General features: G+C 75.9%; 26 protein-coding genes and 1 riboswitch. Of the genes, 14 read left to right on the top strand and 12 right to left on the bottom strand.

Translation table 11 applies throughout. From position 1 onward, the window contains the following. The first annotated feature begins 562 nt into the window (after positions 1 to 562). The 4 genes from ACFU9A_RS19600 to ACFU9A_RS19585 all read left to right on the top strand — a co-directional run bounded on the left by ACFU9A_RS19600 (position 563) and on the right by ACFU9A_RS19585 (position 4,487). Positions 563 to 1,834 carry an AGE family epimerase/isomerase gene (locus tag ACFU9A_RS19600; protein ID WP_430576962.1) on the top strand — a complete coding sequence of 424 codons (1,272 nt, stop codon included), beginning with the start codon at positions 563 to 565 and terminating at the stop codon, positions 1,832 to 1,834. After that, a complete protein-coding gene (locus ACFU9A_RS19595) occupies positions 1,831 to 2,289 on the top strand; it encodes an RrF2 family transcriptional regulator (RefSeq protein WP_430576961.1) in 459 nt (152 codons plus the stop codon). The genes ACFU9A_RS19600 and ACFU9A_RS19595 overlap by 4 nt, the downstream gene beginning before the upstream one ends. 208 nt (positions 2,290 to 2,497) lie before the next feature. Next, positions 2,498 to 3,427 carry a sulfite exporter TauE/SafE family protein gene (locus ACFU9A_RS19590; protein WP_430576960.1) on the top strand — a complete coding sequence of 310 codons (930 nt, stop codon included), beginning with the start codon at positions 2,498 to 2,500 and terminating at the stop codon, positions 3,425 to 3,427. A gap of 274 nt (positions 3,428 to 3,701) precedes the next feature. Then, positions 3,702 to 4,487, top strand: a complete 786-nt coding sequence (locus tag ACFU9A_RS19585; protein WP_430576959.1) for a PAS domain-containing protein — start codon at positions 3,702 to 3,704, stop codon at positions 4,485 to 4,487. Between the two features lie 76 nt (positions 4,488 to 4,563). Here the strand turns inward: ACFU9A_RS19585 and ACFU9A_RS19580 are convergent, their stop codons facing one another. Further along, the gene (locus ACFU9A_RS19580; RefSeq protein WP_430576958.1) at positions 4,564 to 4,830 is read right to left on the bottom strand and encodes a DUF4235 domain-containing protein; all 267 of its coding nucleotides are present in this window, start codon (positions 4,828 to 4,830) and stop codon (positions 4,564 to 4,566) included. Between the two features lie 139 nt (positions 4,831 to 4,969). Next, positions 4,970 to 5,074: riboswitch (TPP riboswitch) on the top strand. 72 nt (positions 5,075 to 5,146) lie between these two features. On the opposite strand from ACFU9A_RS19580, the gene ACFU9A_RS19575 reads away from it, so the two are divergent. Genes ACFU9A_RS19575 through ACFU9A_RS19560 form a run of 4 tightly spaced genes read left to right on the top strand, consistent with a single transcriptional unit; the run spans position 5,147 to position 9,261 of the window. Next, positions 5,147 to 6,229 (top strand): thiamine ABC transporter substrate binding subunit, encoded by a 1,083-nt coding sequence (locus ACFU9A_RS19575; protein ID WP_430576957.1) that lies wholly within the window; start codon positions 5,147 to 5,149, stop codon positions 6,227 to 6,229. Next, on the top strand, positions 6,229 to 7,980 hold the full coding sequence (locus ACFU9A_RS19570; RefSeq protein WP_430576956.1) for an ABC transporter permease: 1,752 nt from the start codon (positions 6,229 to 6,231) through the stop codon (positions 7,978 to 7,980). Before ACFU9A_RS19575 ends, ACFU9A_RS19570 begins: the two co-directional genes overlap by 1 nt. Next, a complete protein-coding gene (locus ACFU9A_RS19565) occupies positions 7,980 to 8,825 on the top strand; it encodes an ABC transporter ATP-binding protein (protein ID WP_430576955.1) in 846 nt (281 codons plus the stop codon). Before ACFU9A_RS19570 ends, ACFU9A_RS19565 begins: the two co-directional genes overlap by 1 nt. Continuing rightward, complete coding sequence (locus tag ACFU9A_RS19560; RefSeq protein ID WP_430576954.1) at positions 8,812 to 9,261, top strand: hypothetical protein; 450 nt, start codon at positions 8,812 to 8,814, stop codon at positions 9,259 to 9,261. The genes ACFU9A_RS19565 and ACFU9A_RS19560 overlap by 14 nt, the downstream gene beginning before the upstream one ends. 3 nt (positions 9,262 to 9,264) lie before the next feature. Here ACFU9A_RS19560 and ACFU9A_RS19555 read toward each other — a convergent pair whose 3' ends face one another. Continuing rightward, positions 9,265 to 9,960 carry a response regulator transcription factor gene (locus ACFU9A_RS19555; protein WP_430576953.1) on the bottom strand — a complete coding sequence of 232 codons (696 nt, stop codon included), beginning with the start codon at positions 9,958 to 9,960 and terminating at the stop codon, positions 9,265 to 9,267. Next, positions 9,957 to 11,204 carry a sensor histidine kinase gene (locus tag ACFU9A_RS19550; RefSeq protein WP_430576952.1) on the bottom strand — a complete coding sequence of 416 codons (1,248 nt, stop codon included), beginning with the start codon at positions 11,202 to 11,204 and terminating at the stop codon, positions 9,957 to 9,959. The genes ACFU9A_RS19555 and ACFU9A_RS19550 overlap by 4 nt, the downstream gene beginning before the upstream one ends. Positions 11,205 to 11,369: 165 nt before the next feature. Between ACFU9A_RS19550 and ACFU9A_RS19545 the strand changes: the two genes are divergently transcribed. Then, positions 11,370 to 11,873, top strand: a complete 504-nt coding sequence (locus tag ACFU9A_RS19545) for a DUF6069 family protein (protein ID WP_430576951.1) — start codon at positions 11,370 to 11,372, stop codon at positions 11,871 to 11,873. Here ACFU9A_RS19545 and ACFU9A_RS19540 read toward each other — a convergent pair. After that, positions 11,815 to 12,951, bottom strand: a complete 1,137-nt coding sequence (locus tag ACFU9A_RS19540; protein ID WP_430576950.1) for a PrsW family intramembrane metalloprotease — start codon at positions 12,949 to 12,951, stop codon at positions 11,815 to 11,817. The genes ACFU9A_RS19545 and ACFU9A_RS19540 overlap by 59 nt on opposite strands. A gap of 38 nt (positions 12,952 to 12,989) precedes the next feature. Here ACFU9A_RS19540 and ACFU9A_RS19535 point away from each other — a divergent pair, with 38 nt between their 5' ends. Further along, a complete protein-coding gene (locus ACFU9A_RS19535) occupies positions 12,990 to 13,604 on the top strand; it encodes a dihydrofolate reductase family protein (RefSeq protein WP_430576949.1) in 615 nt (204 codons plus the stop codon). Here ACFU9A_RS19535 and ACFU9A_RS19530 read toward each other — a convergent pair. The 7 genes from ACFU9A_RS19530 to pgi all read right to left on the bottom strand — a co-directional run bounded on the left by ACFU9A_RS19530 (position 13,565) and on the right by pgi (position 21,503). Continuing rightward, positions 13,565 to 15,202 carry a SpoIIE family protein phosphatase gene (locus tag ACFU9A_RS19530; RefSeq protein ID WP_430576948.1) on the bottom strand — a complete coding sequence of 546 codons (1,638 nt, stop codon included), beginning with the start codon at positions 15,200 to 15,202 and terminating at the stop codon, positions 13,565 to 13,567. The genes ACFU9A_RS19535 and ACFU9A_RS19530 overlap by 40 nt on opposite strands. Further along, positions 15,199 to 16,962, bottom strand: a complete 1,764-nt coding sequence (locus tag ACFU9A_RS19525) for an ATP-binding protein (RefSeq protein ID WP_430576947.1) — start codon at positions 16,960 to 16,962, stop codon at positions 15,199 to 15,201. Before ACFU9A_RS19525 ends, ACFU9A_RS19530 begins: the two co-directional genes overlap by 4 nt. Beyond that, entirely contained in the window at positions 16,962 to 18,005 is a 1,044-nt protein-coding gene (locus ACFU9A_RS19520) for a SpoIIE family protein phosphatase (protein ID WP_430576946.1), read from the bottom strand. Before ACFU9A_RS19520 ends, ACFU9A_RS19525 begins: the two co-directional genes overlap by 1 nt. Continuing rightward, the gene (locus tag ACFU9A_RS19515) at positions 18,002 to 18,421 is read right to left on the bottom strand and encodes an ATP-binding protein (protein ID WP_430576945.1); all 420 of its coding nucleotides are present in this window, start codon (positions 18,419 to 18,421) and stop codon (positions 18,002 to 18,004) included. Before ACFU9A_RS19515 ends, ACFU9A_RS19520 begins: the two co-directional genes overlap by 4 nt. Then, the gene (locus ACFU9A_RS19510; RefSeq protein WP_430576944.1) at positions 18,418 to 18,822 is read right to left on the bottom strand and encodes an STAS domain-containing protein; all 405 of its coding nucleotides are present in this window, start codon (positions 18,820 to 18,822) and stop codon (positions 18,418 to 18,420) included. Before ACFU9A_RS19510 ends, ACFU9A_RS19515 begins: the two co-directional genes overlap by 4 nt. Next, positions 18,819 to 19,652: an STAS domain-containing protein gene (locus tag ACFU9A_RS19505; RefSeq protein WP_430576943.1), complete on the bottom strand. Its 834-nt coding sequence runs from the start codon at positions 19,650 to 19,652 to the stop codon at positions 18,819 to 18,821. Before ACFU9A_RS19505 ends, ACFU9A_RS19510 begins: the two co-directional genes overlap by 4 nt. A gap of 141 nt (positions 19,653 to 19,793) precedes the next feature. Continuing rightward, a complete protein-coding gene (pgi, locus tag ACFU9A_RS19500; protein ID WP_430576942.1) occupies positions 19,794 to 21,503 on the bottom strand; it encodes a glucose-6-phosphate isomerase in 1,710 nt (569 codons plus the stop codon). A gap of 184 nt (positions 21,504 to 21,687) precedes the next feature. Here pgi and ACFU9A_RS19495 point away from each other — a divergent pair, with 184 nt between their 5' ends. Continuing rightward, a complete protein-coding gene (locus ACFU9A_RS19495) occupies positions 21,688 to 22,173 on the top strand; it encodes a DUF1269 domain-containing protein (RefSeq protein WP_430576941.1) in 486 nt (161 codons plus the stop codon). A 72-nt stretch (positions 22,174 to 22,245) separates the two neighbouring features. Here ACFU9A_RS19495 and ACFU9A_RS19490 read toward each other — a convergent pair whose 3' ends face one another. Beyond that, a complete protein-coding gene (locus ACFU9A_RS19490; protein WP_430576940.1) occupies positions 22,246 to 22,533 on the bottom strand; it encodes a hypothetical protein in 288 nt (95 codons plus the stop codon). A gap of 211 nt (positions 22,534 to 22,744) precedes the next feature. Between ACFU9A_RS19490 and ACFU9A_RS19485 the strand changes: the two genes are divergently transcribed. From ACFU9A_RS19485 to ACFU9A_RS19475, 3 genes are all read left to right on the top strand, one after another. Next, a complete protein-coding gene (locus ACFU9A_RS19485; RefSeq protein ID WP_430576982.1) occupies positions 22,745 to 23,464 on the top strand; it encodes a copper homeostasis protein CutC in 720 nt (239 codons plus the stop codon). Positions 23,465 to 23,550: 86 nt separating this feature from the next. Next, positions 23,551 to 24,174, top strand: coding sequence for a DedA family protein (locus ACFU9A_RS19480; RefSeq protein WP_430576981.1), 624 nt, complete (start codon positions 23,551 to 23,553; stop codon positions 24,172 to 24,174). Positions 24,175 to 24,196: 22 nt separating this feature from the next. Then, positions 24,197 to 24,715 carry a hypothetical protein gene (locus ACFU9A_RS19475; RefSeq protein WP_430576939.1) on the top strand — a complete coding sequence of 173 codons (519 nt, stop codon included), beginning with the start codon at positions 24,197 to 24,199 and terminating at the stop codon, positions 24,713 to 24,715. Positions 24,716 to 24,719 lie beyond the last annotated feature (4 nt).

Here is a 24,719-nt window from a genome sequence, read left to right as displayed (position 1 = left end):
GGAAGCTTAGCCCTTCAGCGCCGATGGTACTGCCCTCGAGAGGGGGTGGGAGAGTAGGACGCCGCCGGACACCCATTCACGAAAGGCCCACCCCCAGGGGGTGGGCCTTTCGCATACCCCGAACATAGTCGAGGCCACGGCACGACAGACCATGAGCCGGCCCAACCGTCGGCACCTGGCACCTGACGGCTGATCGCGACGGTTGATCGCACCTGCCATCCCCACCCGCTCAGGCAGAGGCTCCGGCAGGCGGGGACGCGGGCGTCGCGCGAGTCCAGGTGCTCCGGTACGAGCGCCGGCAGCCGGGGTTGCGGGCGTCGCGCGGGTCGAGGTGCCGCGGCGGGGCCCGGGACCGCGGACACGCGCGCCGCCGTTGACCGTCCCCGCCGCTGACCGTCCCCGCCGTCGACCGTCGCTGCGGTGCCACGCGCACCCCGCCCGGTGCGGTCCCGCACGAGCGGCTCCCCCGGGCAGAGGGGATCGAGGGCGGCCTCCGAGCGTTCGCGTGACCACGATGACCGCGCTGTCATCGGTCGGCGCGCGGGCCCGATAGGCTCGACCGGTGACCGGATCTCCAGTTCTCCCTGCCAGCGGTCCCGACGCCTCGTGGCGGGCCGACCACTTCCTCAGCCTGTTGGACTTCGCGCGCCCCTCGCTCGGCGTGGACGGCACGGCGGGGTGGCTCGACGACGACGGCGCGGTGGACGCCAGTCAGCCCGCGCACCTGTGGATCACGTGCCGGATGACCCACACGTTCGGGCTCGGGCACCTGCTCGGGGTCGAGGGTGCCGAGGGGCTCCTGCGCCGCGGCCTGGACGGCGTCGCCGTGTCCTTGGCGGACGGGGAGCACGGTGGTTGGCTCGCGTCGCGCGGGCCCGGCGCGGGTGAGGTGAACGGGCTCAAGCAGGCCTACGGGCACGCGTTCGTCGTCCTCGCGGGCTCCACGGGCGTCGTCGCCGGCGCCCCGGGCGCGGAGGCGCTGCTGGAGTCGGCGCTGGGCGTGCTCGACGAGCGCTTCTGGGAGGCCGGGCACCGGCTCCACCTGGACGAGCGGTCGCGCGACTGGTCCGTCGTCGACCCGTACCGCGGCGTGAATGCCAACATGCACGGCGTGGAGGCGCTCCTCGCGGCGCACGACGCCACGGGCGAGCGGCGCTGGCTCGACCGCGCGGCGGTCGTGGCCGACCGCGTCATCTCCTGGGCCGGCGACAACGCCTGGCGGATCCCCGAGCACTTCGACTCGGCGTGGGTGCCGCAGCTCGAGTACAACGCGGACCGGCCGCACGACCCGTTCAAGCCCTACGGGGCGACGCCCGGCCACGGCCTCGAGTGGGCGCGCCTGCTGCTGCAGGTCGACGTCGCGGGTGACACCGTCGGGCAGCGCACCGACGCGGCACGGCGGCTGTTCGACCGCGCCGTCGAGGACGGCTGGGACGGGCCGCAGGGCGGCTTCGTCTACACGACGGACTGGTCGGGGACCCCCGTCGAGGCGCGCCGCTTCCACTGGGTGGCCGCGGAGGCCGCCGCCGCGGCGGACGTGCTGCACCGCACGACGGGGGAGGGCCGCTACGCCGAGCTCGCGGACGGCTGGTGGCGCTGGATCGACGACCACCTGGTGGACCACGAGCGCGGCTCCTGGTTCCACGAGCTCGACACCGACAATGTGCCCTCCGGGCGCACCTGGGTCGGGAAGCCCGACGTCTACCACGCGGCACAGGCCGTCATCCTTCCGAGCCTCCCGCTCAGCGGCTCCTTCGCGCGGTCGGCGCAGGCCGCCGGCCGCCTGCTCGAGGGCGCGCAGCTCGCCGGGTCGACGGGGACGCGCGACCGATGAGGATCTCGGCGAAGGCGGACTACGCCGTCCGCGCGGCCGCCGAGCTGGCCGCGGCGGAGGACGGCGGGCCGGTGCCCGCCGAGTCGCTCGCCCGCGCCCAGGGGGTCCCGCACCGGTTCCTCGAGGCGATCCTCAGCGACCTCCGGCGCGAAGGCATCGTGGCGAGCCGCCGTGGCGCGGGCGGCGGGTACGTCCTCGCGCGCCCGGCCAGCCGGGTCACCGTCGCCGACGTGGTCCGCGCCGTCGACGGACCGCTCGTCTTCGTCCGTGACGCGCGGCCGTCGGACCTCGAGTACACCGGCGCGGCGGCGTCTCTGCTGCACGTGTGGGTGGCGCTCCGGGTCAACGTGCGCGCCGTGCTCGAACAGGTGAGCCTCGCCGACCTCGCCGCCGGGAACGTGCCGGACGCCGTCCGCCGGCTCACCGACGACGAGTCCGCCTGGCACAGCCCGTGACCTGCCCGCGAGCCTGACGGCCGCCGCGGTCGGAGGAGGCCGGGCGCGCGAGCGCTCCGGCCGCGCCCGCGCGCGGCGTGGCGACCACCGGTCGACGACGTCTCACCATGCGATCGGGCGCCTGATACCGTTGAATCCGATAGGTCCGATCGGGTAACTTCTATCTGTTGCGGCAGAACGGCTGCCGCCCCGACGGAGGGAACCCCCCGTGCGGACTCTCGTCCTCCTCGCCCTCGTGGGCCTCGGAGCGCAGCTCGTCGACGGCAGCCTGGGTATGGCCTACGGCGTGACCTCGACGACCCTGCTGCTCGCGATCGGCACGAACCCCGCAGCGGCGTCCGCGACCGTCCACCTCGCGGAGGTCGGCACCACCCTCGCGTCGGGCGTCTCCCACTGGCGGTTCGGCAACGTGGACTGGAAGGTCGTCCTGAGGATCGGCATCCCCGGTGCTGTCGGGGCGTTCGCCGGCGCGACGTTCCTCTCGTGGCTCTCGACCGAGATCGCCAAGCCGCTGATGTCCATCCTGCTGCTCGGCCTCGGCCTGTACGTGCTGCTCCGGTTCACGCTGCGCGGGCTGCGCACCGACCGCCTGGGCCAGCCGCTCCGCAAGCGTTTCCTCACCCCGCTGGGCCTCGTGGCCGGCTTCATGGACGCCACGGGCGGCGGCGGCTGGGGCCCGGTCGGCACCCCCGCGATCCTGGCGAGCGGCCGGATGGAGCCGCGCAAGGTGATCGGCTCGATCGACACCAGCGAGTTCTTCGTGGCCGTGGCCGCGAGCCTCGGGTTCCTGTTCGGCCTCGGGACCGCCGGCATCAACCCGTCCTGGGCCCTGGCGCTGCTGATCGGTGGCCTCATCGCCGCCCCGATCGCCGCGTGGCTGGTGCGCCTCGTGCCCCCGCGGGTCCTCGGCTCCGCCGTCGGCGGCATCATCGTGCTCACCAACGTGCGCACCCTGCTGAGCCTCGACGAGTTCCCCGTGGCCCCGGGCGTGCGCTCGCTCGTCCTGGGGATCATCGCGGTGGGCTGGGCCGCCGCCGTCGTCTACTCGCTGCGCCAGCACCGCAAGGCGCTCGCGGAGGAGAAGGCGGAGGGCGAGGTGGCGGCCGTGGCGGCCCCCGCGCCGACGCCCGCCGTCTGATCCAGCCCCGCCGGCGGCCCGCGGACGACGCGCCCGCCGGCCGAGGCGTCGCACGACCGACGACCCCGTGGTCGCGCCCCCGAAGCACCGGGGGGTCGCGACCACGGGGTCGAGTGCTCCGCGCGACGGGCGCCGGCGCACACCGTTGCCACGGGTCCGCATTTTCCCCCGCGCGAGCCCCTCCACGGGGTGGCGCCGACGCCTCGTCCCGGTACCGTGTGAAGCCAAGAGATCTGCCTGGCAGACCCAGCTGCACCGCACTGGGAGGTGAGCCATGTCGATACCCGGCACTCCGAACGACCACCAGCGCCGCGAGCTCGTCGCTCTCGCGGAGCTGCTCGGCGCCGGTAGCCAGCTGCTCGTGGGCCAGTACCGCGTCGAGGTCGCCACGGGCTCGTGGTGGTGGTCGGACGAGGTCTATCGGATCTTCGGGCGGGAGCCCGGGGCCATCGAGCCCGGTCCGGAGGTGCTCCGCGCCCACCTGCACCCCGACGACCGCGAGCGGCTCTCCCGCACCGCGACGGTGGCGCTCGGGACCGGGCGCCCGTTCGCCGGCGGGCACCGCGTGGTGGACGACCACGGGCGCACGCACTCGGTGGTGGTGACCGGGCAGGCCCGGCACGGCGCCGACGGCGCGTCGTCGCAGCTGGTCGGCTACGTCATCGACACCAGCCCCGTGGTGCGCGACGCGCTGGAGCGCGAGGCCCACCGCGCCGTCTCGCGGGCGTTCGTCGCCGCCGCCGCGTCGGAGCAGGCGAAGGGCGCGATCATGGCGGTCTGCGGCGTGGACGAGTCGGTGGCCACGGAGGTGCTCACCGACGTCGGCGCCCAGGTGGGCGTCTCCGCCCAGTCCGCGGGCGAGCAGGTGATGAAGGAGCTCTCGCGGCCCGTCGGCGACCGCGACACGGCGCTCACCGCCGCGGAGGTCGTCCGGGGGGCGCCGCCCGCGAAGGACGCGGCCGACCGGCTGAGCCACGCGCTCGCCGCCGTGCGGCCGGTGGACCGGCCCCACGGCCACGACGCGCAGCTCGCGCGCCGTCGGCCCCGCGCGAGCCGCTGACCCTCACGCTCGGCACGCGCGGCTCCGGACGGGCGACGGCCCGGGCTCGCGCGGTGCGGGCCCGGGCCGTCGGCGCTCAGTGGCTGGGGATGAAGCGGGCGGCCGCGCGCACGGCCCCCCGGCGTGCGAGCCGCTTCGCGAGGACGGCGACGCCCCCGGAGACGGCCGCGAAGGTCACGGCCTGGATGATGGAGATCTCGTCGTCGTCCACGTTGGTGGGGGCGACGTTGCCCGTCGCCTTCTCCCACACCACCCCGATCAGCTTCTGTGCGACCCATCCGGCGGCGATCGTCAGCACCACCGTGCCGACCTTCACGCCCAGCGGCTGCTCGGTGTCCGTCACGTGCTCTCCCTCGGTCGGTCCCCGGCGTGGCCGGTGCGTCGTCGTACGGTGCCCGCGGGCGTCGTGGCACGTCAGGCATGTCACACCAGGGCCCCGCGGACGGGACCACGGTAGCGCGGCGCCGGTGTGTAGGCTCGTGGTGATACGACAGGGGAGCGCCCACCGGCGCTGAGAGTGCGGAACGCCGCAGACCCTCGAACCTGACCCGGTTAGGACCGGTGGAGGAAGTCGGGAATCTCGTTCCCTGCGGGACGGCCGCACCACAACGGTGCCGGGTGCCCGCAGGACCCCCTTCTCGCACTCTGAGGAGGACAGCATGACCCACAGGACCTCGCGGCCCCGGACCACGACGGCCGCGGCGGGCGTCGCCGTCGTCGCCCTGCTGCCGCTGCTGGCGGCGTGCGGCGGCGGGAGCGGGCCGGACGACGCGGCGAGCGCGTCGGACACCCTCACGCTCGTCACGCACGACTCGTTCGCCGTCTCCGACGACGTGCTGGCCGCGTTCGAGAAGGAGTCCGGCCTCACCGTGAAGCAGGTGGCCCCGGGCGACGCCGGCACGCTGGTGAACCAGCTCGTGCTCACCAAGGACGCGCCGCTGGGCGACGTCGTCTTCGGCGTGGACAACACCTACGCGTCGCGGGCCGTCGACGCGGGTGTCTTCCAGAAGTACCAGCCGGCCGACCTGGACCCGCGGGTCGCGGCGTACGCGCCGGACGACCTCGCGGGCACGCTGACGCCCGTCGACGTGGGCGACGTCTGCATGAACCTCGACGACGGCTGGTTCGAGAAGAACGACGTCACGCCGCCGGCCACGCTGGAGGACCTCGCGAAGCCGGCGTACCAGGACCTGACCGTCGTCACGAACCCCGCGACGTCGTCGCCGGGCCTCGCGTTCCTGCTCGCCACGATCGGCGCGTTCGGCGCCGACGGCTGGCAGGGCTACTGGTCCGACCTGCGCGCCAACGGCGTCAAGGTGGCCGAGTCGTGGGAGGACGCGTACTACGTGGACTTCTCCGGCGCGGGCGAGGGCGGCGAGCGCCCGATCGCGCTGTCGTACGCGACGTCCCCCGCGTTCACCGTGACCGACGACGGGAAGTCGTCGACCACGAGCGCGATGCTCGGCACGTGCTTCCGGCAGGTCGAGTACGCGGGGGTGCTCACGGGCGCCGCGAACCCCGAGGGCGCCGAGAAGCTCGTCGACTTCCTCACCTCCGAGGCGTTCCAGGCGGACGTGCCCGGGCAGATGTACATGTACCCGGCCGACCCGGGTGTCGAGCTGCCCGCCGACTGGCAGCAGTTCGCACCCCTGGCCGACAAGCCGTTCGAGGTGGCGCCCGCCGACGTGGCCGCGCACCGTGACGAGTGGATCGAGCAGTGGACGGCGACGGTCGTCGACTGATGCGCCGCACCGGCGTCCCGGCCGCGCGGGTCACCCGGTCGGCGCGGTGGCGCGCGGACCGCTGGGGCGCCTGGCTCGGCTGGGGCGCCGCCGTCGTGCTCCCGCTGGGGTTCCTCGCGGTCTTCTTCGCGTGGCCCGTGGTGTCGCTCGTCCTGCAGGGGTTCTTCACCGAGACCGCGGCGGGTCGCGCGCTCGACCTGTCCGGCTTCGCCGAGGTGCTGTCGCAGCCGCGCACGTGGCGGATCGTCGGCCAGACGCTGGCGCAGGCCGTCACGGGCACGGTGCTGTCCGTGCTGCTGGGCCTGCCGGGCGCGTACGTGCTGTACCGGTGCCGCTTCCCGGGGCGCACGCTCGTGCGCGGCCTGGTCACCGTGCCGTTCGTGCTGCCCAGCGTGGTCGTCGGCGTCGCGTTCCGCGCCCTGTTCGCCCCCGGCGGCCCGCTCGGCTGGGCGCACCTGGAGGAGAGCTTCGCCGGCATCGTGCTGGCGCTCGTCTTCTTCAACTACGCCGTCGTGGTGCGCACCGTGGGCGGCATGTGGGAGCGCCTGGACCCGCGCGCCGAGCAGGCGGCGCGAGCCCTCGGCGCCACGCCCTGGCGCGCCTTCCGCACGGTGACGCTGCCCGCCCTCGGGCCGGCGATCGCCTCGGCCGCCGCGGTGGTGTTCCTGTTCTGCGCGACGGCGTTCGGCGTCGTGCTCGTCCTCGGCGGGCTGCGCTACGGCACCATCGAGACGGAGATCTGGATCCGCACCACCCAGTTCCTCGACCTGCGCTCCGCGGCGGTGCTCTCGGTGCTCCAGCTCGTCGTGGTGGGGGCCGCCCTGGCGGTCAGCTCCCGGGCCCGGTCCCGCCGGGAGCGCGCGCTGCACCTCACCAGCGACCGGGTCGCCGCGCACCGGCTGCGGCTGCGCGCGGGCGCCGACGGCGCGGACATCGTGCCCGCCCTCGTCACGCTCGTCGTCGTGGCGGGCCTGCTCGTGCTCCCGATGGCCGGCCTCGTCACCCGGTCCCTGCACGCCCCCGACGGGTCGTGGAGCCTCGCCAACTACGCGGCGCTCGGCACCACCGGCGGGCGTAACGCGCTCACGGTCACGGTGTGGGAGGCGCTCGCGAACTCGCTGCGCACCGCCGCCTGGGCCGCGGCCATCGCCGTCGTCGTCGGCGGGCTCGTGGCCCTCGTCGTGTCCCGGCGCCCGCGCCGGGCCGGCCTGCGGCGGGCGGTCGGGGTGCTCGACGCCGCGTTCATGCTGCCGCTCGGCGTGTCCGCGGTGACCGTCGGGTTCGGCTTCCTCATCACCCTGGACCGGCCGCTCGGGCTCGACGTCGACCTGCGCACCTCCGGCGCCCTGGTGCCGATCGCGCAGGCCGTCGTGGCGATCCCGCTGGTCGTGCGGACGATGCTGCCCGTGCTGCGGGCCATCGACCCGCGCCTGCGCGAGGCGGCCGCCACCCTGGGCGCGGCGCCCGGGCGGGTGCTGCGGTCCGTCGACGGGCCGCTGGGCGCGCGGTCGCTCGGGCTCGCCGTCGGGTTCGCCTTCGCCGTCTCGCTGGGGGAGTTCGGCGCGACGTCGTTCCTCGCCCGCCCCGAGACGGCGACGCTGCCGGTGGTGATCTTCCGGCTGATCGGGCGGCCCGGGGCCGAGAACTACGGCATGGCGCTCGCGGCGTCCGTGGTGCTGGCCGTGCTCACCGCGACCGTCATGATGGTGGCCGAGCGCCTGCGGGGCGACCGGCCGGGAGGGGAGTTCTGATGGGGCACGACCGCCAGGGGGGCCTCGCCGTCACGGGTGCCGTCGTCCGGTACGGGGCCACGCGCCGCCGGCCGGGTTCGGTCGCCGTCGACGGGGTGTCGCTCGACGTCGCGGCCGGCGAGATCGTGGCGCTGCTGGGGCCGAGCGGCTGCGGCAAGTCGTCACTGCTGCGCGCCGTCGCGGGGCTGGAGCCGCTCGCGGGCGGCAGCGTCGCCTTCGACGGCACGGACCTCGCGGGCGTGCCCGTGCACCGCCGCGGCTTCGGCCTGCTCTTCCAGGACGGGCAGCTCTTCCCGCACCGGGACGCCGGGCGCAACGTGGCCTACGGCCTCGAGACGCAGGGCCTGCCGCGGGCGGAGCGCGCCGCCCGGGTGGCCGAGCTGCTCGCCGACGTCGGCCTCGTCGGCTACGAGCGGCGGTCCGTCGCGACGCTGTCCGGCGGGGAGAAGCAGCGCGTCGCGCTGGCCCGAGCCCTCGCCCCGCGCCCGCGCCTGCTGCTGCTCGACGAGCCGCTGTCCGCCCTGGACCGCCGGCTGCGCGAGCGCCTCGCCGTCGACGTCCGCGACACCCTGAAGGCGACCGGCACCACCGCCGTGTTCGTCACGCACGACCACGACGAGGCGTTCACCGTCGCCGACCGCGTGGCCGTCATGGACGCCGGCCGGCTGCTCCAGGTGGACGCCCCGGACGTGCTCCTGCGCGCGCCCGCCGGCCCGCGCGTGGCCGAGTTCCTCGGCCTGTCCCCGGGCGACGACCCGGACCCCCGCGACTCCCCGGACGCGTCCGGAGCGTCCGGTGCAAGGACCGCCGCCATGACGACATCATCGAGGCATGACGCGGTCTGACGGCCGGAGGCGGCGGCTCGCCGCCGCGGCGTGGGGCGTGCCGTGCCTCGCGCTGCTGGGCGCGTGCGGCCCGGGGAACGGCGAGGACGCCTTCGCCGCCCGCGAGCCGCTCCCGACGTGCGGGGAGGTGACCGCGCGCCCGGACCTCGGAGAGGGCGAGCCGACGACGGAGCTGGCCGAGGCGTTCGCCTGCCTCGATGCGGCGTCGGCGCGAGGGGACGGCGCCGAGCTCATCGTGCGGTCTCGGACGATCGAGGGGGACCCGATCGTCGAGTACCACCGCGTCGGGCCGGGGATCGACGGGCTCGAGGTCTACGTCGACGGCACGCAGGACGCATTCGGTGACCGGACCTGGACCTACCGGTCGTGCCCGGAGACGGTGACGGCGGCGGACCCGCTCGGCTGCCCGGGCGAGGAGGCGCCCGCCGGCGGTTGAGCCCTACGCCTCGCCGGCGTCGTGCACGAGGAGGGCGACCTGGGTGCGGTTCTCCAGCCCGAGCTTCTCCAGCACGCTCGACACGTGCGCCTTCACCGTGGGGACGCTGAGGTACAGGCGCGCCGCGATGTCGGCGTTCGACGCGCCGCGGCCCAGCTCGACGGCGACGTCCCGCTCGCGGGCGGTGAGCGCGTCCAGGGCGGCGCGGGCACGGTCGCGCGCGCCGTCCGACCCGGCGACAGCCTCCATGAGCCGCCGCGCGACGTCCGGCGCCAGGACCGGCTCGCCCGCCGCGGCCGCACGCACGGCCGCGGCGATGCGGGCGGGCGGCATGTCCTTGAGCAGGTAGCCCGCGGCCCCGGCGCGCAGCGCGCCGCCGACCTCCTCCGCCGTGTCGAACGTGGTCAGCACGACGACGGCCGGCGGCGCCGGGCGCGCCCGCACCCGCCGGGTCGCGGTGACGCCGTCGACGCCCGGCATGCGCAGGTCCATGAGGACGACGTCGGCCGGGTGCGCGTCCAGGACGCCCGGCACGTCGGCCCCGTCGGCGGCCTCCGCCACCACGCGCATCCCGTGCGCGCCGTCGAGCATGAGCCGCAGGCCCGCCCGCACCAGAGGGTCGTCGTCGACGAGCACGAGGCGTACGACCGTCCCCGGGTCGTCGGCGCCGGCGGGGTCGGTGTCGGGGAGCGTCGTCACGCGTCCCACGGTAGCCACGCCTCCACCGCGAAGCCGCGCGACCCGTCGGGCGCGCCGTCCGGGCCCGCCGAGAGCGTGCCGCCCAGCAGCGTGGCCCGCTCGCGCAGCCCGACCAGCCCCGTCCCGGTCCCCACGCCGGCGGGGGGCGTGCTGCCCGGGGCGGCACCGTCGTCGGCCACGCGGACCCGGACCTCGCCGGCTGCGGTCGCGACCGTCACCCGCACCGCCGAGCCGGGGGCGTGCCGGCGGGCGTTCGTGAGGCCCTCCTGCACGACGCGGAACACGGCCGTCGCGACGGCGGCGGGCGGTACGTCGTCACCCGTGCGCTCGAAGGCGACCGTGGTGCCGGCGGCGCGCGAGTCGTCGACCAGGCGGCGCACGTCGTCGAGGCCGGGCACCGGGCCGAGGTCGTCGGGGCCGGCCCGCAGCAGCCGGATCACCTGGCGCAGGTCCTCCAGGGCGTCGCTCACGCCGGCCCGCACCCGGCCCGCGGCCGCCGCGAGCTGCGCCGGGTCGGCGTCGGGCCGGTACTCCATCGCGCCGGCCGTGGCGGCCAGGAGCGACAGGCGGTGCGCGAGCGTGTCGTGCATCTCGCGGGCGATGCGGGTGCGCTCCGCGGTCCGCGCCTCGGCGACGCGCTGCTCCTGCGCCGCCTCGGCCCGGCGCGCGCGGTCGCGCAGCGACCACAGCACGAGGGCGCGCTCGCGCCCGTACGCGCCCCAGCCGAAGAGCGCGGCGTGCACCGCGACGTCGCACAGGAGCCACCAGCCCAGGGGCAGGCCCACCGGCCGCCACAGCGCCTGGACGGCGTGCCCCAGCACCCCCGCGCCGGCGACCCATGCCGCGGTGCGGACCGGGTACCAGCGCGCCACCTGCAACGTGGCGACGGTCGAGGCGGGCGTCGCCGCCCCCGAGATCGCGGCGAGGGCCGCGAGGGCGACCGCGGCCGCCACGCTGCGGCGCGTGAAGAGCAGCGGGACCAGCGCGACCGCCGCGACGCCGACGGCGACGTCCACGCCCGCGGGCACGAGGACGGAGATCGTCCCGGTGCCGCGCACCGGGGCCGCGCCCGCGACGGCGAACGTGGCGGCCGCCGTCAGCGCGGCGACGAGCGCCCATGCCGCCACGAGGATCCCGCGCGGCGCGGGGGGCGGGCCCTGGTCGGTCGGGGCCCACGGGTCGTACTCCGACCAGCCGCCGGGACGGGCCTCGGCGGGGTTCGGGGTGGTGCCGGTGGTGGTCATGACCGGGACGCTACGGCGGACCTCCCACGGGCGACACCGACGAAAGTCGGGGGTGCTCCCGCCTGGCGGCGCGCCGACGACCGACCACGGCAGGGCGCGCACCGGGTGGCCCGCGCGGGACCGTCGTCCCGTCGGCAGGGCGCCGGCGCCGAAGGAGGGGACGACATGGACGGGACGCAGAGCACGACGGACGGCACCGGCACCGCGGCGCAGGGCCGGGCGCCCGGCGGCCCGGCGGGGCGCTCCTGGCGCGACCGGGCCTGGTGGAACCGTCCGCGGTCGGTAGTGGTGGGCGCGGTGCTGGCCGGGGCGGTGGTCTTCCTCGTCGGGACGCTGGCCGGCGTCGACCCGCAGGTGCGGGCCGGCACGGGCACCCTCGAGGTCACGATCTCCCTGGTCATCGCGACGAGCCTCACCGCGGCGCTCGGCGGGTGGGGGGTCCGCGCGCTCCTGCTCCGCCGCCCCGGCGGCGGCCGCACGGCGTGGCTGGTGCTGAGCGGCACGGTCCTGCTGGTCTCCCTGCTGGGCCCGCTGGGGGCGGCGAACGCCGGCGCGGTCGTGCTGCTCCAGCTGGAGCACCTCGCCGTGGGCGGCGTGATCATGCTGGGCCTCAGCGGGGCGGAGCCTCGGGAAGCAGGGGCCCGAAAGCCTGCCGCGCCGCGAGCATGAGCACGAGGAGCGGCTCGCGGCGCAGCTCGAACGCGGGCCGGTCGACCAGCCCGCGCTCCGCGCGACGGTGCAGCATGGCGAGCTCGGTGGCCGCCTGCTGGTAGTCGCGCAGGGCGCGGGCGGGGCCGTTCCCGCCCGCGGCACGCACCCGGTCGCGCGCCCGCCGCCGGGCGGGCAGCGACACGAGCATGGCGACGTCCTGCCCGGTCACGACGCCCGCCGCCCGGTACGGCGGCAGGTACCGGCCGATCGACGCGACGGTGCGGACCCGGTCGGCGCGCACGACGACGAGCAGGCCCGCCAGGACGCCGAGGCCCACGACGTAGACGGCGACCGTGGCGCCGGTGCCGAGGGTCGCGGCCCCGTTCCACAGCGCGTGGTACGTGACGGCGCCGAGCAGGCCGAGCAGCACGGGGACCGCCCGGCGCAGGCCGGGGGCGGCGAGGGCCGCCGCCGCGACGCCGATGCCGGTCAGGGACGAGCACAGCGGGTGCACCAGCGGCGTCGCGATCCCGCGGGCGACGAACGTCGCGGCCAGGGCGTCGGGGCCGGCGACCGTGTAGTAGTGGATGTTCTCCACGGTGGCGAAGCCGAGGCCCACCATCGAGCCGTAGATGATGCCGTCGGTCGGCCCGTCGATCTCGTGCCGCCGGAACCAGAGCATCCCCACCAGCACGAGGCCCTTGAGCGTCTCCTCGACGAGCGGGGCCCCGAGCACCGCCGTCACGACGAACCCCTCCTCCTGGCCCAGCAGCGGCGCCCACAGCAGCGTGAGGCCGGCCGTGTTGAGCACCATCGCCAGCAGCACCGCGACGCCCGCGCCCCACAGGAACGCCAGCACGAGGGCGTCGGGCGGCTCCGGCTCGAGGCGGTCGAGGGAGAGGACGCCCGCGAGCAGCAGGGGCAGCGGCAGCAGGGCGAGCAGCAGCCCCTGCGCGAAGGTCGGTCCCTCGCCGGCCGTCACCGCGAGCACCACCAGCAGGCAGAGCGACGACACCGCGATCACGACGAGGGCGCCCACCGGCGGGCGACCGGGCCGCCGACCGGCGAGGATGGCCTTCGGGTCGAGGGCTGCCATGGGCCTCGATCCTAGAACCCGCACCAGGAGGTCGTGTCGTGACCACGGTCGTGTCCACGCTGTTCATCTCGCTCGACGGGGTCGCGGAGATCGACCCCGCCTGGCACTTCCCCTACTACGACGACCGGATGGCGCTCGCCGTCGACGACGACTACCAGGGCACCGACGTGCTGCTGGTCGGCCGCGTCACCTACGACAGCTTCGCGGGTGCGTGGCCCGAGCGGGAGCTGGCGGGCGAGGTCGACGCGCCGTTCGCCAAGCGTCTCGGCGACATGCGGAAGGTGGTCGCCACGCGCGGCGACGCCGACCTCGGCTGGCGGAACGTGGAGCGGCTCGACGGCGACCTGCCGGCCGCGGTCGAGGCGTTGAAGGGCGAGGACGGCGTCGAGAAGATCCTGGTGCCGGGCTCGCTGTCGATCGTGCGGCAGCTCCTCGCGGCAGGCCTGCTCGACGAGCTCCGGCTGCTGGTGCACCCCGTGGCCGCCCGGCACGGCGAGCGGCTCTTCGACGAGGGCGAGCCGATCTACCCGCTCACGCTGCTGCGCTCCGAGGCGCTGCCGACCGGCGTCGTGCGGCTGATCTACGCGCCCAGCGCGCTGCCGAACCACGCCGGCTACGAGGACGTCAAGGACAAGGTGCCGAGCGGCGACTGACCCGACGGCGCGCCGAGGCGCACGATCACGACGGCGACGTCGTCCTCGCGTCCTGCATCGTCGAAGGCGTCGACGAGCCGGTCGCAGGCCTCCGCCGGGGCCAGCCCTGCCAGGGGCGCCGCGGCGGTCACGAGCTCCCCGACGCCCTGGCGCAGGGTGCGGTCGCGCCGCTCGACGAGGCCGTCGGTGACGAGGACGAGGAGGTCGCCGGGCCCCAGGCGGTCCCGGCGCACGGGGCGCGCCGGGGGGCCCGTCAGCCCGAGGAGGCGCGCGCCCGACTTCTCGGCGACCACCGCGCCGTCGGTCCGGACGAGGAGCGGCGGGAGGTGGCCGGCGTCGGTCATCTCCGTCGTGCCGTCGACGGGGTCGACGACGCACACGCAGACGGTGACGAGCTCCGGGTGGTCCTGCTGGAGCGAGTCGTTGAGCAGGTCGAGCGCCTGCGCCGCGTCGTGCCCCTCCCGGAGGTAGGCGCGCAGCGTGAGGCGCACCTCGGCCATCACCGTGGCCGCGCGCAGCGAGTGGCCCTGCACGTCGCCGATCACCACGGCGACCCTGCCGTCGGGCAGGTCGAACGCGTCGTAGAAGTCGCCGCCGACGTCGAGCCGGGCGTCGGACGCCTCGTAGCGCGCCGCGATCTCCAGGCCGCCGCGCACCGCGAGGTCGGCCGGCAGCAGGCGGCGCTGCAGCGCCATCGCGATGCGGTGCTCCTCCGCGAAGGTCCGGAGGTTCGCGAGGGCCACCGTGATGGCCTCCGTGAACCGCGCGGCGACCTCGCGCTCCTCCGCCGAGGGACCGTGGCCGGTGTCGTCGACCTGGAGCGCCAGGCCGCCCACGAGCGCGCCCTCGGCGTCGCGGAGCCACACGGTCCACCACGCCGACCGCGGCACCCCGGCCGCGGCGAGGAGCGGCCGCCAGTGCTCGGGCACCTCGTCCGCCCCGAACCGCGCCGAGCTCGCCGGGCCCGGCGGCAGCACCGGGACGCTCCCGCGGCCGCGGACCAGCGGCGCGTCCCCGGCGGCGGCGACGGCCCGGACCACCGTCTGCGGGTCGACGACGACCATCGCGACCGCCGCCCGCCCCAGGACGTCGCGCGCCCCCCGGGCCACGAGGTCGGCGACGAGCTCCTGGGTGCGTGCCTGGTGCAGGGGGGCGAGGGCGTCCGCGAGGGCCCCGAGGCGCTGGGCCGTGCGCCCGGCGCCCCGCTGGGCGGCGTGGGAGCGGCACAGCGCGCTCACGGTCGCGAGGAACTCGTCCCGGTCGAGCGGCTCGGGCAGGTACGCGTCGGCGCCCCCCTCGAGCCCGGCGGTCCGCGCGGCCGCGTCGATCGAGGTGGCGGAGACGTGCAGCACCGGCACGTGCGCGGTGCCCGCGTCCGCCTTGATGCGCCGGCAGACCTCCGACCCCGTCATGTCGGGGAGGTTGACGTCGAGCACGACCGCGTCGGTGGAGGCCCGCGCGAGCGCCAGGGCCTCGGTGCCGGTCGCGGCCTCGACGACGTCGAAGCCGGCGTCGCGCAGCCACGTCGCCATGACGTAGCGGTGCGCGCGGGTGTCGTCGACGACGAGGACGCTCCGGGCGGTCCCGGGGCTCGTCACGAGTCCTGCCCCTCGGCGCGCAGCGCCCGGACGAGCACGTCCTGGGTGAGACCCGACTTCGGCAGGAAGGCGGCCGGGCGCTCGATGCCGCCCTGCTCGGGAGCGGAGCCGCTCGACATGAGCACGACGGTGAGCCGGGGATGTTCCGCCCGCAGCCGCTCGAGGAGCTGCACCCCGTCGATGCCGGGGAGGCGCACGTCGACGACGGCGGCGTCCGCGGCGGCGTCCCGCAGCAGGGCCAGCGCGTGCTGGCCGTCGTGGGCGACGCTCACCCGCGCGGCGTTCTCGCGGAGCAACCCGGCCACGTAGCCGCCGAACGCGCGGTCGTCGTCGACGACCATCACGTGGCCCAGGTCGAGGCCCCGCGCCTCGTCGGTCGCGGGCGCCGGGGCGGGCGGTCGTGGGGCGGACGCCGTGACGGGGACGGGCGGCGCGGACGGCAGCGCCACCGTGAAGCTGCTGCCGACGTCGGGCTCGGAGCGGGCGGTGAGCGTGCCGCCCAGGGCCTCGGAGGTGCGTCGCGCGTACGGCAGCCCCAGCCCCGTCCCGCGGACCGTCGGCTGGAGCCGGTTGGGGACCTGGACGAACTCCTCGAACACCGCGTCCAGGTGCTCGGGGCCGATGCCGAGACCCGTGTCCTCCACGGTGAACCGGACGGTCCCGTCGGCGGCGCTCGCGTCGAGCCGGACGGCGCCCCGCTCCGTGAACTTCACGGCGTTGGTCAGGAGGTTGCGCAGCACGCGGGCGACCAACCGCCGGTCGCTCACCAGGGACACGTCGGGGGCGCACACGACCACGAGGTCCACGCCGTCGCGGACGAGGGGGAGCGTCGTGCCGCGCAGCTCCTCGAAGAGCTCGGGCACGTCGATGGGCGCCAGGGCGACGTCCTCGTGGCCCGCCTCGGCGCGGGCGAGGTCGAGGAGCTCGTCCACGAGGGTGAGCAGCGTGGTGGCGCTCTCCCGCACGAAGTCGACCTGCTCGGCCTGCGCGGCGGCGAGGGACGACGACTCGAGCAGCGACGAGAGCCCGATGATCGAGTTCACCGGGCTCCGCAGCTCGTGGCTGACGTTGCGCAGGAACCGCGACTTCGCCTCGTTCGCCGCCGCGAGCTCCCGACCCCGCTCGTCGAGCTCGGCGTACAGCGCGACGACGCCCGTGTTCGTCTCCTCCAGCTCCGCGGAGAGCTGGTGGTACATCGCGAGGACGCCGCGGTTGGTCTCCTCCAGCTCGGAGTTGAGGCGGCGGAGCTCCTCCTTCTGCGCGAGGAGCTCGTCGTGGGTGCGCAGCAGCTCCGCGTTCTGCACCCGGAGCTCGTCGAGGGCGTCCGCCCCGTACCCCATCGTGACCGACCGGCCGAGGGCGTCGAGCGTGGCGGCGTCGGTCTGCGCGGACGCCCCGAGCCGCACGGTGAGCGTGACGTGCCGGCCGTCGACCGCGCGCGAGACCTCGTCCACCAGCCGCCGCGCCGCGGGGACGCCGCCGTCCGCGGCGAGCCCGGAGTCCTGCAGGGCGGCGGCGGACGCGACGTCCGCCCGCAGCCGGGCGCCGCCGACGCCCCGGTCGAGGTCGATCGTGACCTCCGCGGGTCCGAGGGCGATCGCGGCGCGCCCCACCTCGGAGAGCGCGGTGGCGACCCGGACCTGCGCGTGCAGGTCGAGGCCCAGGGTCCGGGCGATCTCCCGGCCCGCACGGCGCAGCGCGAGCAGGTCGGTGTCCGACTCGAGGCGGGTCGCCAGCAGGGGCGTCGCACGGGCCGGCATCAGGGCCTCGCCCCGACGGGCGCGACGACGACGCACGCGTCGTCCCGGCGCACCGCGAAGTCCCGCATCAGCAGGCCCGCGACGACGAGCGGCCCGGCGTCGGCGACCCGCGGGTAGCCCCCGATCCCCGTGCGGTCCGTCAGCCCGTCCGAGTGCATGAGCAGGAGGTCGCCCGCGTCGAGCGGCAGGGTGGTCTCGCGGACGGTGCGGGTGTGCGTCCCGGCGATCCCGGGCTGGCTCAGCAGGCTGCGGGGCCGGCCGGCGCCCTGCACCGACCCGACGATGTTGCCGAGGCCGGCGTACCGCAGCGTGCCGCCCTCCGCGCGAGCCACGGCGACGGCCGCGCCCCGGGTGCCGCCGAGGGCCGCGTGCACGCGCCCCAGCAGCGCCGACGGGCCCGCGTCCGGCCCGTCGAGGAAGGCCCGGACGGCGGCCTGCGACGCGGCGGCGGCCAGCGGGCCGTGCCCGAGCCCGTCGGCGACGAGGACGGTCGTCGCCCCCGCGTCGTGCCGGATCGCGTGGGCGTCGCCGCTGACCGGCTGCCCGGTCATGGCGCGGACGAGCCCGGCGGGCTCGGCGGGGTCCGGCCGGGCGCCGGGAGAGGCGAAGGTCGCCGCGACCACCGTGCCCTGGCCCGGCGACGACCAGGCGTCCCACGTGGTCGTGAGCCGCGGCAGCGTCCCCAGCCCGATGCCGAGCGTGCCGCGCGACGAGACGCCGTCCCGCATCGCGGCGCCGAGGTCGCGCATGCCCGGCCCCGCGTCGACGGCGAGCACCTCGAGCGCCGCGTGGCCGTCCCAGCGCCGGACGCGCAGCAGCACGGAGCCCGAGCCCGCGTGGCGCGACTGGTTCGTCGCGAGCTCCGACACGACGAGACCGGCCTCCGCGGCCCGGGCGTCGCCGAGCCCCAGCCGGGTGGCCGCCGTCGTCGCCGCGCGGCGCACCGCTCCCACCGCCGACGCGTGGTCGACGGTGTGCCAGACGCCGGCCTCGGAGGCGATCGTCGTCGCGTCCGTCGCGGCACTTCCGGGCCCCGACGTCATCGCGACCAGGTCGCGATCTCGACCCGTGTCCCGGCGCCCGGGCGGGTGTCGATCGAGAAGTGCTCGACCAGCCGGCGGGAGCCGGACAGGCCGAGACCCAGCCCGCTCCCGCTCGTCCAGCCGTCGGTGAGCGCCAGGTCGAGGTCGGGGATCCCCGGCCCCTCGTCGGAGAACACCGCGCGGACGCCGGAGCGCCCGCCGTCGGCGAGGAGCTCGACCTCGACCTCGCCGCCGCCCCCGTACACGAGCGTGTTCCGGGCGAGCTCGCTCGCCGCCGTCACCAGCTTGGTCTGGTCGACGAGCGACAGCCGCGCCTGCTGGGCGACGGCACGGACCAGCTGCCGCACGCGGACGACGTCGGCGTCCGCCCGCACCGCCAGGGTCTCCACGGTCGAGACCGCGGGGGCCGTCGTCATCTCGCCTCGCGCTCGGCGGCGGCGAGCAGGATGTCCTCTGCCGACTCCTCCTCGGGCGCGAGCAGGGCGAGTCCACGCTCGACGTCGAGCGCCGTGCGCACCCCCCCGAGGGAGAGGCCCAGCTCGACCATGGTGATCGCCACGGCGGGACGCATGCCGACGACCACCGTGCGGGCGTCGAGCACGCGCGAGATCGCCGCCACGGCCGCCAGCATGCGGCCGATGAAGCTGTCCACGATCTCCAGGCCGGAGATGTCGATGACCACGCCCCGCGCCCCGGTCCGCGTGATGCGGTCGGCCAGGTCCTGCTGCAGGGCGAGCGCCGTGTCGTCCTGGAGGTCGACCTGGATCGAGACCAGCAGCGTCGACCCGATCTTGAGGATGGGGACCGCGTCGCTCACGCGAGCACCCCGGCGGGGGAGCGGCGACCCTCCCGCAGCGCGTCCACGAGGGCGTCCGCCAGGGTGGCGCGCGTACGGATGTCCCCGAACTCGATGCCGAGGGCCACGATCGTCTGCGCGATCTGGGGCCGGATGCCGCTGATCGTGCACTCCGCGCCCATGAGCCGGGCCGCGACCACGGTCTTCAGGAGGTGCTGCGCGACCTGCGTGTCGACGGCCGGGACGCCCGTGATGTCGATGATGGCCTGCGTGCTGCCGGTCTCCACGAGGGAGTTGAGCAGCTTCTCCATGACGACCTGGGTGCGCGCCGAGTCGAGCGTGCCGACGAGCGGGACCGCGACGATGCCCTCCCACAGCTTCACCACGGGCGTCGAGAGCTCGAGGAGCTGCTCGGCCTGCTCGCTGATGATCGCCTCGCGCGCCGCCGCGAACGTCTCGAACGTGAACAGCCCGAGCTCGTCGACCAGGCGCAGGAGCGGCAGGAGGTCGGTGGAGCCGCCGGAGCCGTCCGCCAGGGCGTACAGGCCCTCCTTGAGGGCGAAGACGCCGACGGCGGTCTCCCGGGGCGTGAAGCCGAGCCGGGCACGGGCCGCGGAGACGTCCGACAGGATGCCGCGCAGCTGGTCGAAGGCCTCGGCCCCGACCGTCGTGGCGCCGGCGCGGAGGCCGTCGACGAGGGCGTCGAAGATGTCCGACTGCTCTCGCTCGAGCTCGCCGCGCGTCGTGCGTCCGCGCAGCTCGTGCGCGGCGGCGTCCAGCCAGGCGGAACGGACGGTCTCCGCGCGGTCGGTGAGGGACTGTGCCAGGTCGGCGGGCGCGAGAGTGGGCATCGCGGATCCTCCCGGAGGTGCAGGGGGGTGGCGGCCGGCTGCTCGACCGCGGATCAGTGTACGCAGCGGCGGGCGGGGTGCCGCACCGTGCACGGCACCCCGCCCGCCCCCTGCCGGGATTTCACCCGCCCGCGACGTGGCTCAGGCGCGGTGCTCGCGGTAGTAGCGGATCAGCGCCTGGGTGGAGGAGTCCTGCGCGGCGAGGGCGGCGTCGTCGCCGGAGACCGCCGGCGCGATCTCGAGGGCGAGCTTCTTGCCCAGCTCCACGCCCCACTGGTCGAAGCTGTCGATGCCCCACACGACGCCCTGGACGAACGTGATGTGCTCGTACAGGGCCACGAGCTGGCCCAGCACCGACGGCGTGAGCGACGGCGCGACGATCGACGTCGTGGGCCGGTTGCCGGAGAAGACGCGCGCGGCGACGATCTCCTCGGGCGTGCCCTCGGCGCGCACCTCGTCCGCCGTCTTGCCGAAGGCCAGGGCCTTGGTCTGGGCGAAGAAGTTCGCGAGGAACAGCTCGTGCACGTCGGCGCCCGGCGCCACGGCCTTGCCGTCGCCCTCGGCGTCCGCCAGCGGGTAGGCGGGGGTCGCGACGGCGATGAAGTCGGCGGGGATGAGGCGCGTGCCCTGGTGGATGAGCTGGTAGAACGCGTGCTGCCCGTTGGTGCCCGGCTCGCCCCAGAAGACCTCGCCCGTCTGCGTCGTGACCGGGGAACCGTCCGAGCGCACGGACTTGCCGTTCGACTCCATCGTGAGCTGCTGCAGGTAGGCCGGGAACCGGTGCAGCTGCTGGGCGTAGGGCAGCACGGCGTGCGTGTGCGCGCCGAGGAAGTTGCCGTACCAGACGTTCATCATCCCCATGAGGACGGGGACGTTGGCCTCGAACGGCGTGCTGCGGAAGTGCTCGTCGACGGTGCGGAAGCCCGCGAGGAGGTCGCGGAAGACGTCGGGGCCGAACGCGATCGCGAGCGACGTGCCGATCGCGGAGTCCACGGAGTAGCGGCCGCCCACCCAGTCCCAGAAGCCGAAGGCGTTGGCCGGGTCGATGCCGAAGGCCGCGACCTTGTCGAGCGCGGTGGAGACGGCGACGAAGTGCTTCCCGACGGCGGCCTGGCGGGCCTCGTCCGTGTCCTCGATGGCGCCCGCCGCGACCAGGCCCTCCCAGAGCCAGGCGCGGGCGAGGCGTGCGTTGGTGAGCGTCTCGAGGGTGCCGAACGTCTTCGAGGCCACGATGAACAGCGTGGTCTCCGGGTCGAGGTCGGCCGTCTTCTGCGCGACGTCCGTCGGGTCGATGTTCGACACGAAGCGGGCCTCGAGGTCCGCGCGGCCGTACGGCTTGAGCGCCTCGTAGACCATGACCGGCCCGAGGTCGGAGCCGCCGATGCCGATGTTCACCACCGTGCGCACCGGCTTGCCGGTCACGCCCGTCCACGACCCGTCGCGGACCTGGTCGGCGAACGCGCCGAGCTTGTCGAGCTCGGCCTGCACGTCGGCGTCCACGTCCTGCCCGTCGACCACCAGCCGCGGCTGCGTGCCCGGCGCGCGGCGCAGCGCCGTGTGCAGCACCGCACGGTCCTCGGTGACGTTGATGTGCTCGCCGGTGAACATCGCCTCGATGCGCTCCGGCAGGTGCACCTCGTGGGCGAGCCGGACCAGCAGGTCCAGGGTCTCGTCCGTCGCGAGGTTCTTCGACAGGTCGACGTGCAGGTCGCCCGCGACGTGGGTCATGCGCTCGGCGCGGCCCGGGTCGTCGGCGAACCAGCCGCGCAGGTCGCCCCGGAACTCCTGGTAGTGGGCGTAGAGGTCGCCCCAGGAGGTCGTGGTGGTGGGATCGACGGGGGAGGAGGTCATGGGCTCAACGGTACTGACCTCCCCGGCGGCCAGCCACGGCGACCGCCTGTCGGCCGCGCCCCGGGGGCGGCGCCGCTTGGAACGGTTCAGGAGTCCACCCGCCGCAGCGGTTGCGCGGCCCGCGCGCGCTGCCAGGATGACGACCAGCCGGGAACGGGCCCGGCCTGGCGTAGGAGAGGGACGCATGGCGAATTTCACGGTCTGGAAGTTCGACGACCCGGACGGCGCCGACCGCGCCTTCAAGGCCCTCAAGGGCGGCGAGGCCGACGGCCTCGTGAAGGTCGTCGACCACGCGGTGGTGACCTGGCCGGAGGGTGCGGCGAAGCCGGACACCCACGGCTCGCACGACGACACCGCCAAGGCCACCGGCTGGGGCGCCGTCTGGGGCCTCCTGCTCGGCGCGCTGTTCTTCCTGCCGGTCCTGGGCGCCGCTGCGGGCGCCGTGATCGCCGGCATCACCCGGTCGCTGTCCGACGTGGGCATCACCGGCAAGGACCTTGAGACGATGAAGAAGGAGATCGTGCCCGGCACGTCGGCGCTGTTCGTCGTGACCGAGCCGATCGACCCCGACCGCCTGGGGGAGCGCCTGCACGGCATCAATGCGACCCTGGTCAGCACCAACCTCACGGACGAGGAGCGCAGGATCCTGCTGGAGTCCTTCGGCCAGTGAGGCCCGGCCGGCCCTCGCGCCGCCCGGCCGACGAGCCCGCCGCGCCCCTCGGGGTCGGCGGGCTCGCCCGCGTCAGGCGGGCTGCCAGCGGTTGCCCCACCGGCGGGTGAGCACGGCGCCGAAGGTGTCCGCCAGCGCGTCGACCCGGTCGTGCACGGCGTCCGCCACGCGGTGCGCGGCCGCGTCGTCGTCGGCCGTGAAGCGCACCGTCACGCGCGCCCGCCCGCGCACGACCCCGACGTCGAACGCCTCGACGGTCACGAGGTCGCGGGCCGCGCCGGCCGCGGCCGGCAGCACGTCGGCAGGGTCGACGCCCGGTTGCAGGAGGCCGACGCCGAGCGTCACGCGGTAGGAGGGCACGCGGCGATCCTGCCACCCGGGGACGACGGCGGACCTCCCGGCCACCCCGCGTCGCGACCCGTCCGACGCGCACCGTCCCGTCACAGGTCGCCCCGGTCGCCGACACGCCCGCCCCCGTAGACTCGCCGCCGTGACTGCCGACCCGTCGACCTCACCCTCCCCCGCGCCGGTCCCCGGCCCGGCGACCGGCCCCCGGGCCGTCGCCCTCGAGATCGCCGTGCAGGACGTGGCCGGCGCGCGCGTCGCCGCCGCGGGCGGGGCCGACCGGCTCGAGCTGTGCGCGGCGCTCGCGGGCACCGGCGGCCTCACCCCGTCCACGGGGATGGTCGCCGCCGTCGCCGACGCGCTGCGCGGCACCGGCGTGGGCGTGCACGTGCTCGTGCGGCCCCGCGCCGGCGGGTTCGTCTTCTCGGCCGAGGAGACCGACGTCCAGGTGCGCGACGTGCGCTCCGTGCTCGACGCCGGCGCCGACGGCGTCGTCGTCGGCGCGATGACCCCGGCCGGCGAGGTCGACTCCGCGGCGCTCGCGGCGTTCGTCGCCGCGGCCGGCGACGCCGAGGTGACCTTCCACCGCGCGATCGACCAGGTCGCGCGGCCCGTCGACGTGCTGGAGGTGCTCGCGTCCGCCGGCGTGCGGCGCGTGCTGACCTCGGGCGGGGCGCCGCGCGCGGGAGAGGGCCTGGACGCGCTCGCCGCCCTCGCCGGCCGCGGCCGCGAGCTCGGCGTCGAGATCATGGCCGGCGGCGGCGTCCGGGTCGAGGACCTGCCCGCCCTCGTCGCGGCCGGCGTGCACGCCGTCCACCTCTCCGCGCGTCGCACCGTGGTCGCCGACGGCGGCCCCGGCGGCGGCGGAGCCAGCGGCTACGACGTCACCGACCCCGACGTGGTCGCCGCGACCCGTGCCGCCCTCGACGCCGGGACCGCCCCGTGAGCGGCGCCGTCCAGGCCCTGGCCGTCGCGGCGACGACCGACCCCGCCCAGGGGTACGACGGCTTCATCGGCTGGGTGCTCGGCCTGATGACCACGCTCGGCGAGGTCGGCGTCGGCGCCGCCGTCCTGCTCGAGACGTTCATCCCGCCCATCCCGTCCGAGGCCGTGCTGCCCGCCGCCGGCTTCCTCGCCTACGACGGCCAGATGAACGCCTGGCTCGCCATCGCCGCGGCGACCGCGGGCGCCGTCGTCGGCGCCTGGATCTGGTGGGGCCTGGGGCTCGCGCTGGGCCGCCACCGCACCCGCGCCATCGTCGACGCCATCCCCCTGATGGACGGGACCGACTTCGACAAGGCCGAGGCGTTCTTCGCCAGGTGGGGCCGCATCGCCGTGCTCGCCGGCCGCTGCGTGCCGCTGGTGCGCAGCTTCATCTCCATCCCCGCCGGCATCGAGCGCATGCCGTTCTGGTCGTTCACGCTCTACACCGCCATCGGCTCCGGCGTCTGGAACGCCATCTGGGTGGGCCTGGGCTACGCCTTCGGCCCCGCCATCGAGCCCGTGCTGGAGCAGTGGAGCGGCATCATCTCCAACGCCGTGCTCGTGGTCATCGGGCTGCTCGTGCTGTGGTTCGTCGTGGTGCGGCTGCGGCAGCGCTACCTCGCCCGCCGCGGCCCGCGCGAGCCCGAGCGCCGGCACGGTCGCACGCGCTGACGCAGCGTCCTACGCTCCCGTCATGCGGAGCACCGGTGCGCGCGTGGTGGGCGGCGTCCTCGGACTGACGGCGCTGCTGGCCGGCTGCGAGCTCCTCGACGACGACGCCCTGGACGACGAGGCCGTCGGCTTCGGCACGCCGCAGGTCGGGGCCCTCGACGAGCCCGAGCTGCGCCCGCACTTCCAGGCGGACCCTGTGCCGCTCGACGGCGAGCTGCGTGCGCCGGAGGACGGGTGCCTGGTCGCCGCGATCGACGGCGTCGAGCACGTGGTGTTCTGGCCGGACGGGACGGAGGCCGTCGACAGCGCCGAGCCCGTCGGCCGCTACGTCGTCACCCTGCCCGACGGGACGGTGCTCGAGGCCGACGCCACCGGCGGCGCCCGGTTCTCCGCGGCCGGCGTCGTGGCCGACGCCGGCGGTGTGGTCGCCGTCGACCCCGAGCATCCCGACGGCGGCTACGCCCGCAGCTACCTCTCGTTCTGCGGCGTCGACGCGCCGCCGGTGATGTTCCCGGACGCCGCGACGTTCGTCGTCCGCTGACCTA

The organism is Isoptericola sp. NPDC057653 (assembly GCF_042799955.1).
Taxonomy (GTDB): domain Bacteria; phylum Actinomycetota; class Actinomycetes; order Actinomycetales; family Cellulomonadaceae; genus Isoptericola.
Note: the sequence above shows the minus strand (reverse complement) of the source record. Positions and strands in the feature narration are given on the sequence as shown.

Excerpts from the sequence above, each read along its gene's own strand:
- ACFU9A_RS19595 (WP_430576961.1), top strand. The coding sequence starts at position 1,831 with ATGAGGATCTCGGCGAAGGCGGACTACGCCGTCCGCGCGGCCGCCGAG.
- ACFU9A_RS19585 (WP_430576959.1), top strand. The coding sequence starts at position 3,702 with ATGTCGATACCCGGCACTCCGAACGACCACCAGCGCCGCGAGCTCGTC.
- ACFU9A_RS19575 (WP_430576957.1), top strand. The coding sequence starts at position 5,147 with ATGACCCACAGGACCTCGCGGCCCCGGACCACGACGGCCGCGGCGGGC.
- ACFU9A_RS19570 (WP_430576956.1), top strand. The coding sequence starts at position 6,229 with ATGCGCCGCACCGGCGTCCCGGCCGCGCGGGTCACCCGGTCGGCGCGG.
- ACFU9A_RS19565 (WP_430576955.1), top strand. The coding sequence starts at position 7,980 with ATGGGGCACGACCGCCAGGGGGGCCTCGCCGTCACGGGTGCCGTCGTC.
- ACFU9A_RS19560 (WP_430576954.1), top strand. The coding sequence starts at position 8,812 with ATGACGCGGTCTGACGGCCGGAGGCGGCGGCTCGCCGCCGCGGCGTGG.
- ACFU9A_RS19550 (WP_430576952.1), bottom strand. The coding sequence starts at position 11,204 with ATGACCACCACCGGCACCACCCCGAACCCCGCCGAGGCCCGTCCCGGC.
- ACFU9A_RS19545 (WP_430576951.1), top strand. The coding sequence starts at position 11,370 with ATGGACGGGACGCAGAGCACGACGGACGGCACCGGCACCGCGGCGCAG.
- ACFU9A_RS19540 (WP_430576950.1), bottom strand. The coding sequence starts at position 12,951 with ATGGCAGCCCTCGACCCGAAGGCCATCCTCGCCGGTCGGCGGCCCGGT.
- ACFU9A_RS19525 (WP_430576947.1), bottom strand. The coding sequence starts at position 16,962 with ATGCCGGCCCGTGCGACGCCCCTGCTGGCGACCCGCCTCGAGTCGGAC.
- ACFU9A_RS19520 (WP_430576946.1), bottom strand. The coding sequence starts at position 18,005 with ATGACGTCGGGGCCCGGAAGTGCCGCGACGGACGCGACGACGATCGCC.
- ACFU9A_RS19515 (WP_430576945.1), bottom strand. The coding sequence starts at position 18,421 with ATGACGACGGCCCCCGCGGTCTCGACCGTGGAGACCCTGGCGGTGCGG.
- ACFU9A_RS19505 (WP_430576943.1), bottom strand. The coding sequence starts at position 19,652 with ATGCCCACTCTCGCGCCCGCCGACCTGGCACAGTCCCTCACCGACCGC.
- pgi (WP_430576942.1), bottom strand. The coding sequence starts at position 21,503 with ATGACCTCCTCCCCCGTCGATCCCACCACCACGACCTCCTGGGGCGAC.
- ACFU9A_RS19495 (WP_430576941.1), top strand. The coding sequence starts at position 21,688 with ATGGCGAATTTCACGGTCTGGAAGTTCGACGACCCGGACGGCGCCGAC.
- ACFU9A_RS19480 (WP_430576981.1), top strand. The coding sequence starts at position 23,551 with ATGACCACGCTCGGCGAGGTCGGCGTCGGCGCCGCCGTCCTGCTCGAG.
- ACFU9A_RS19475 (WP_430576939.1), top strand. The coding sequence starts at position 24,197 with ATGCGGAGCACCGGTGCGCGCGTGGTGGGCGGCGTCCTCGGACTGACG.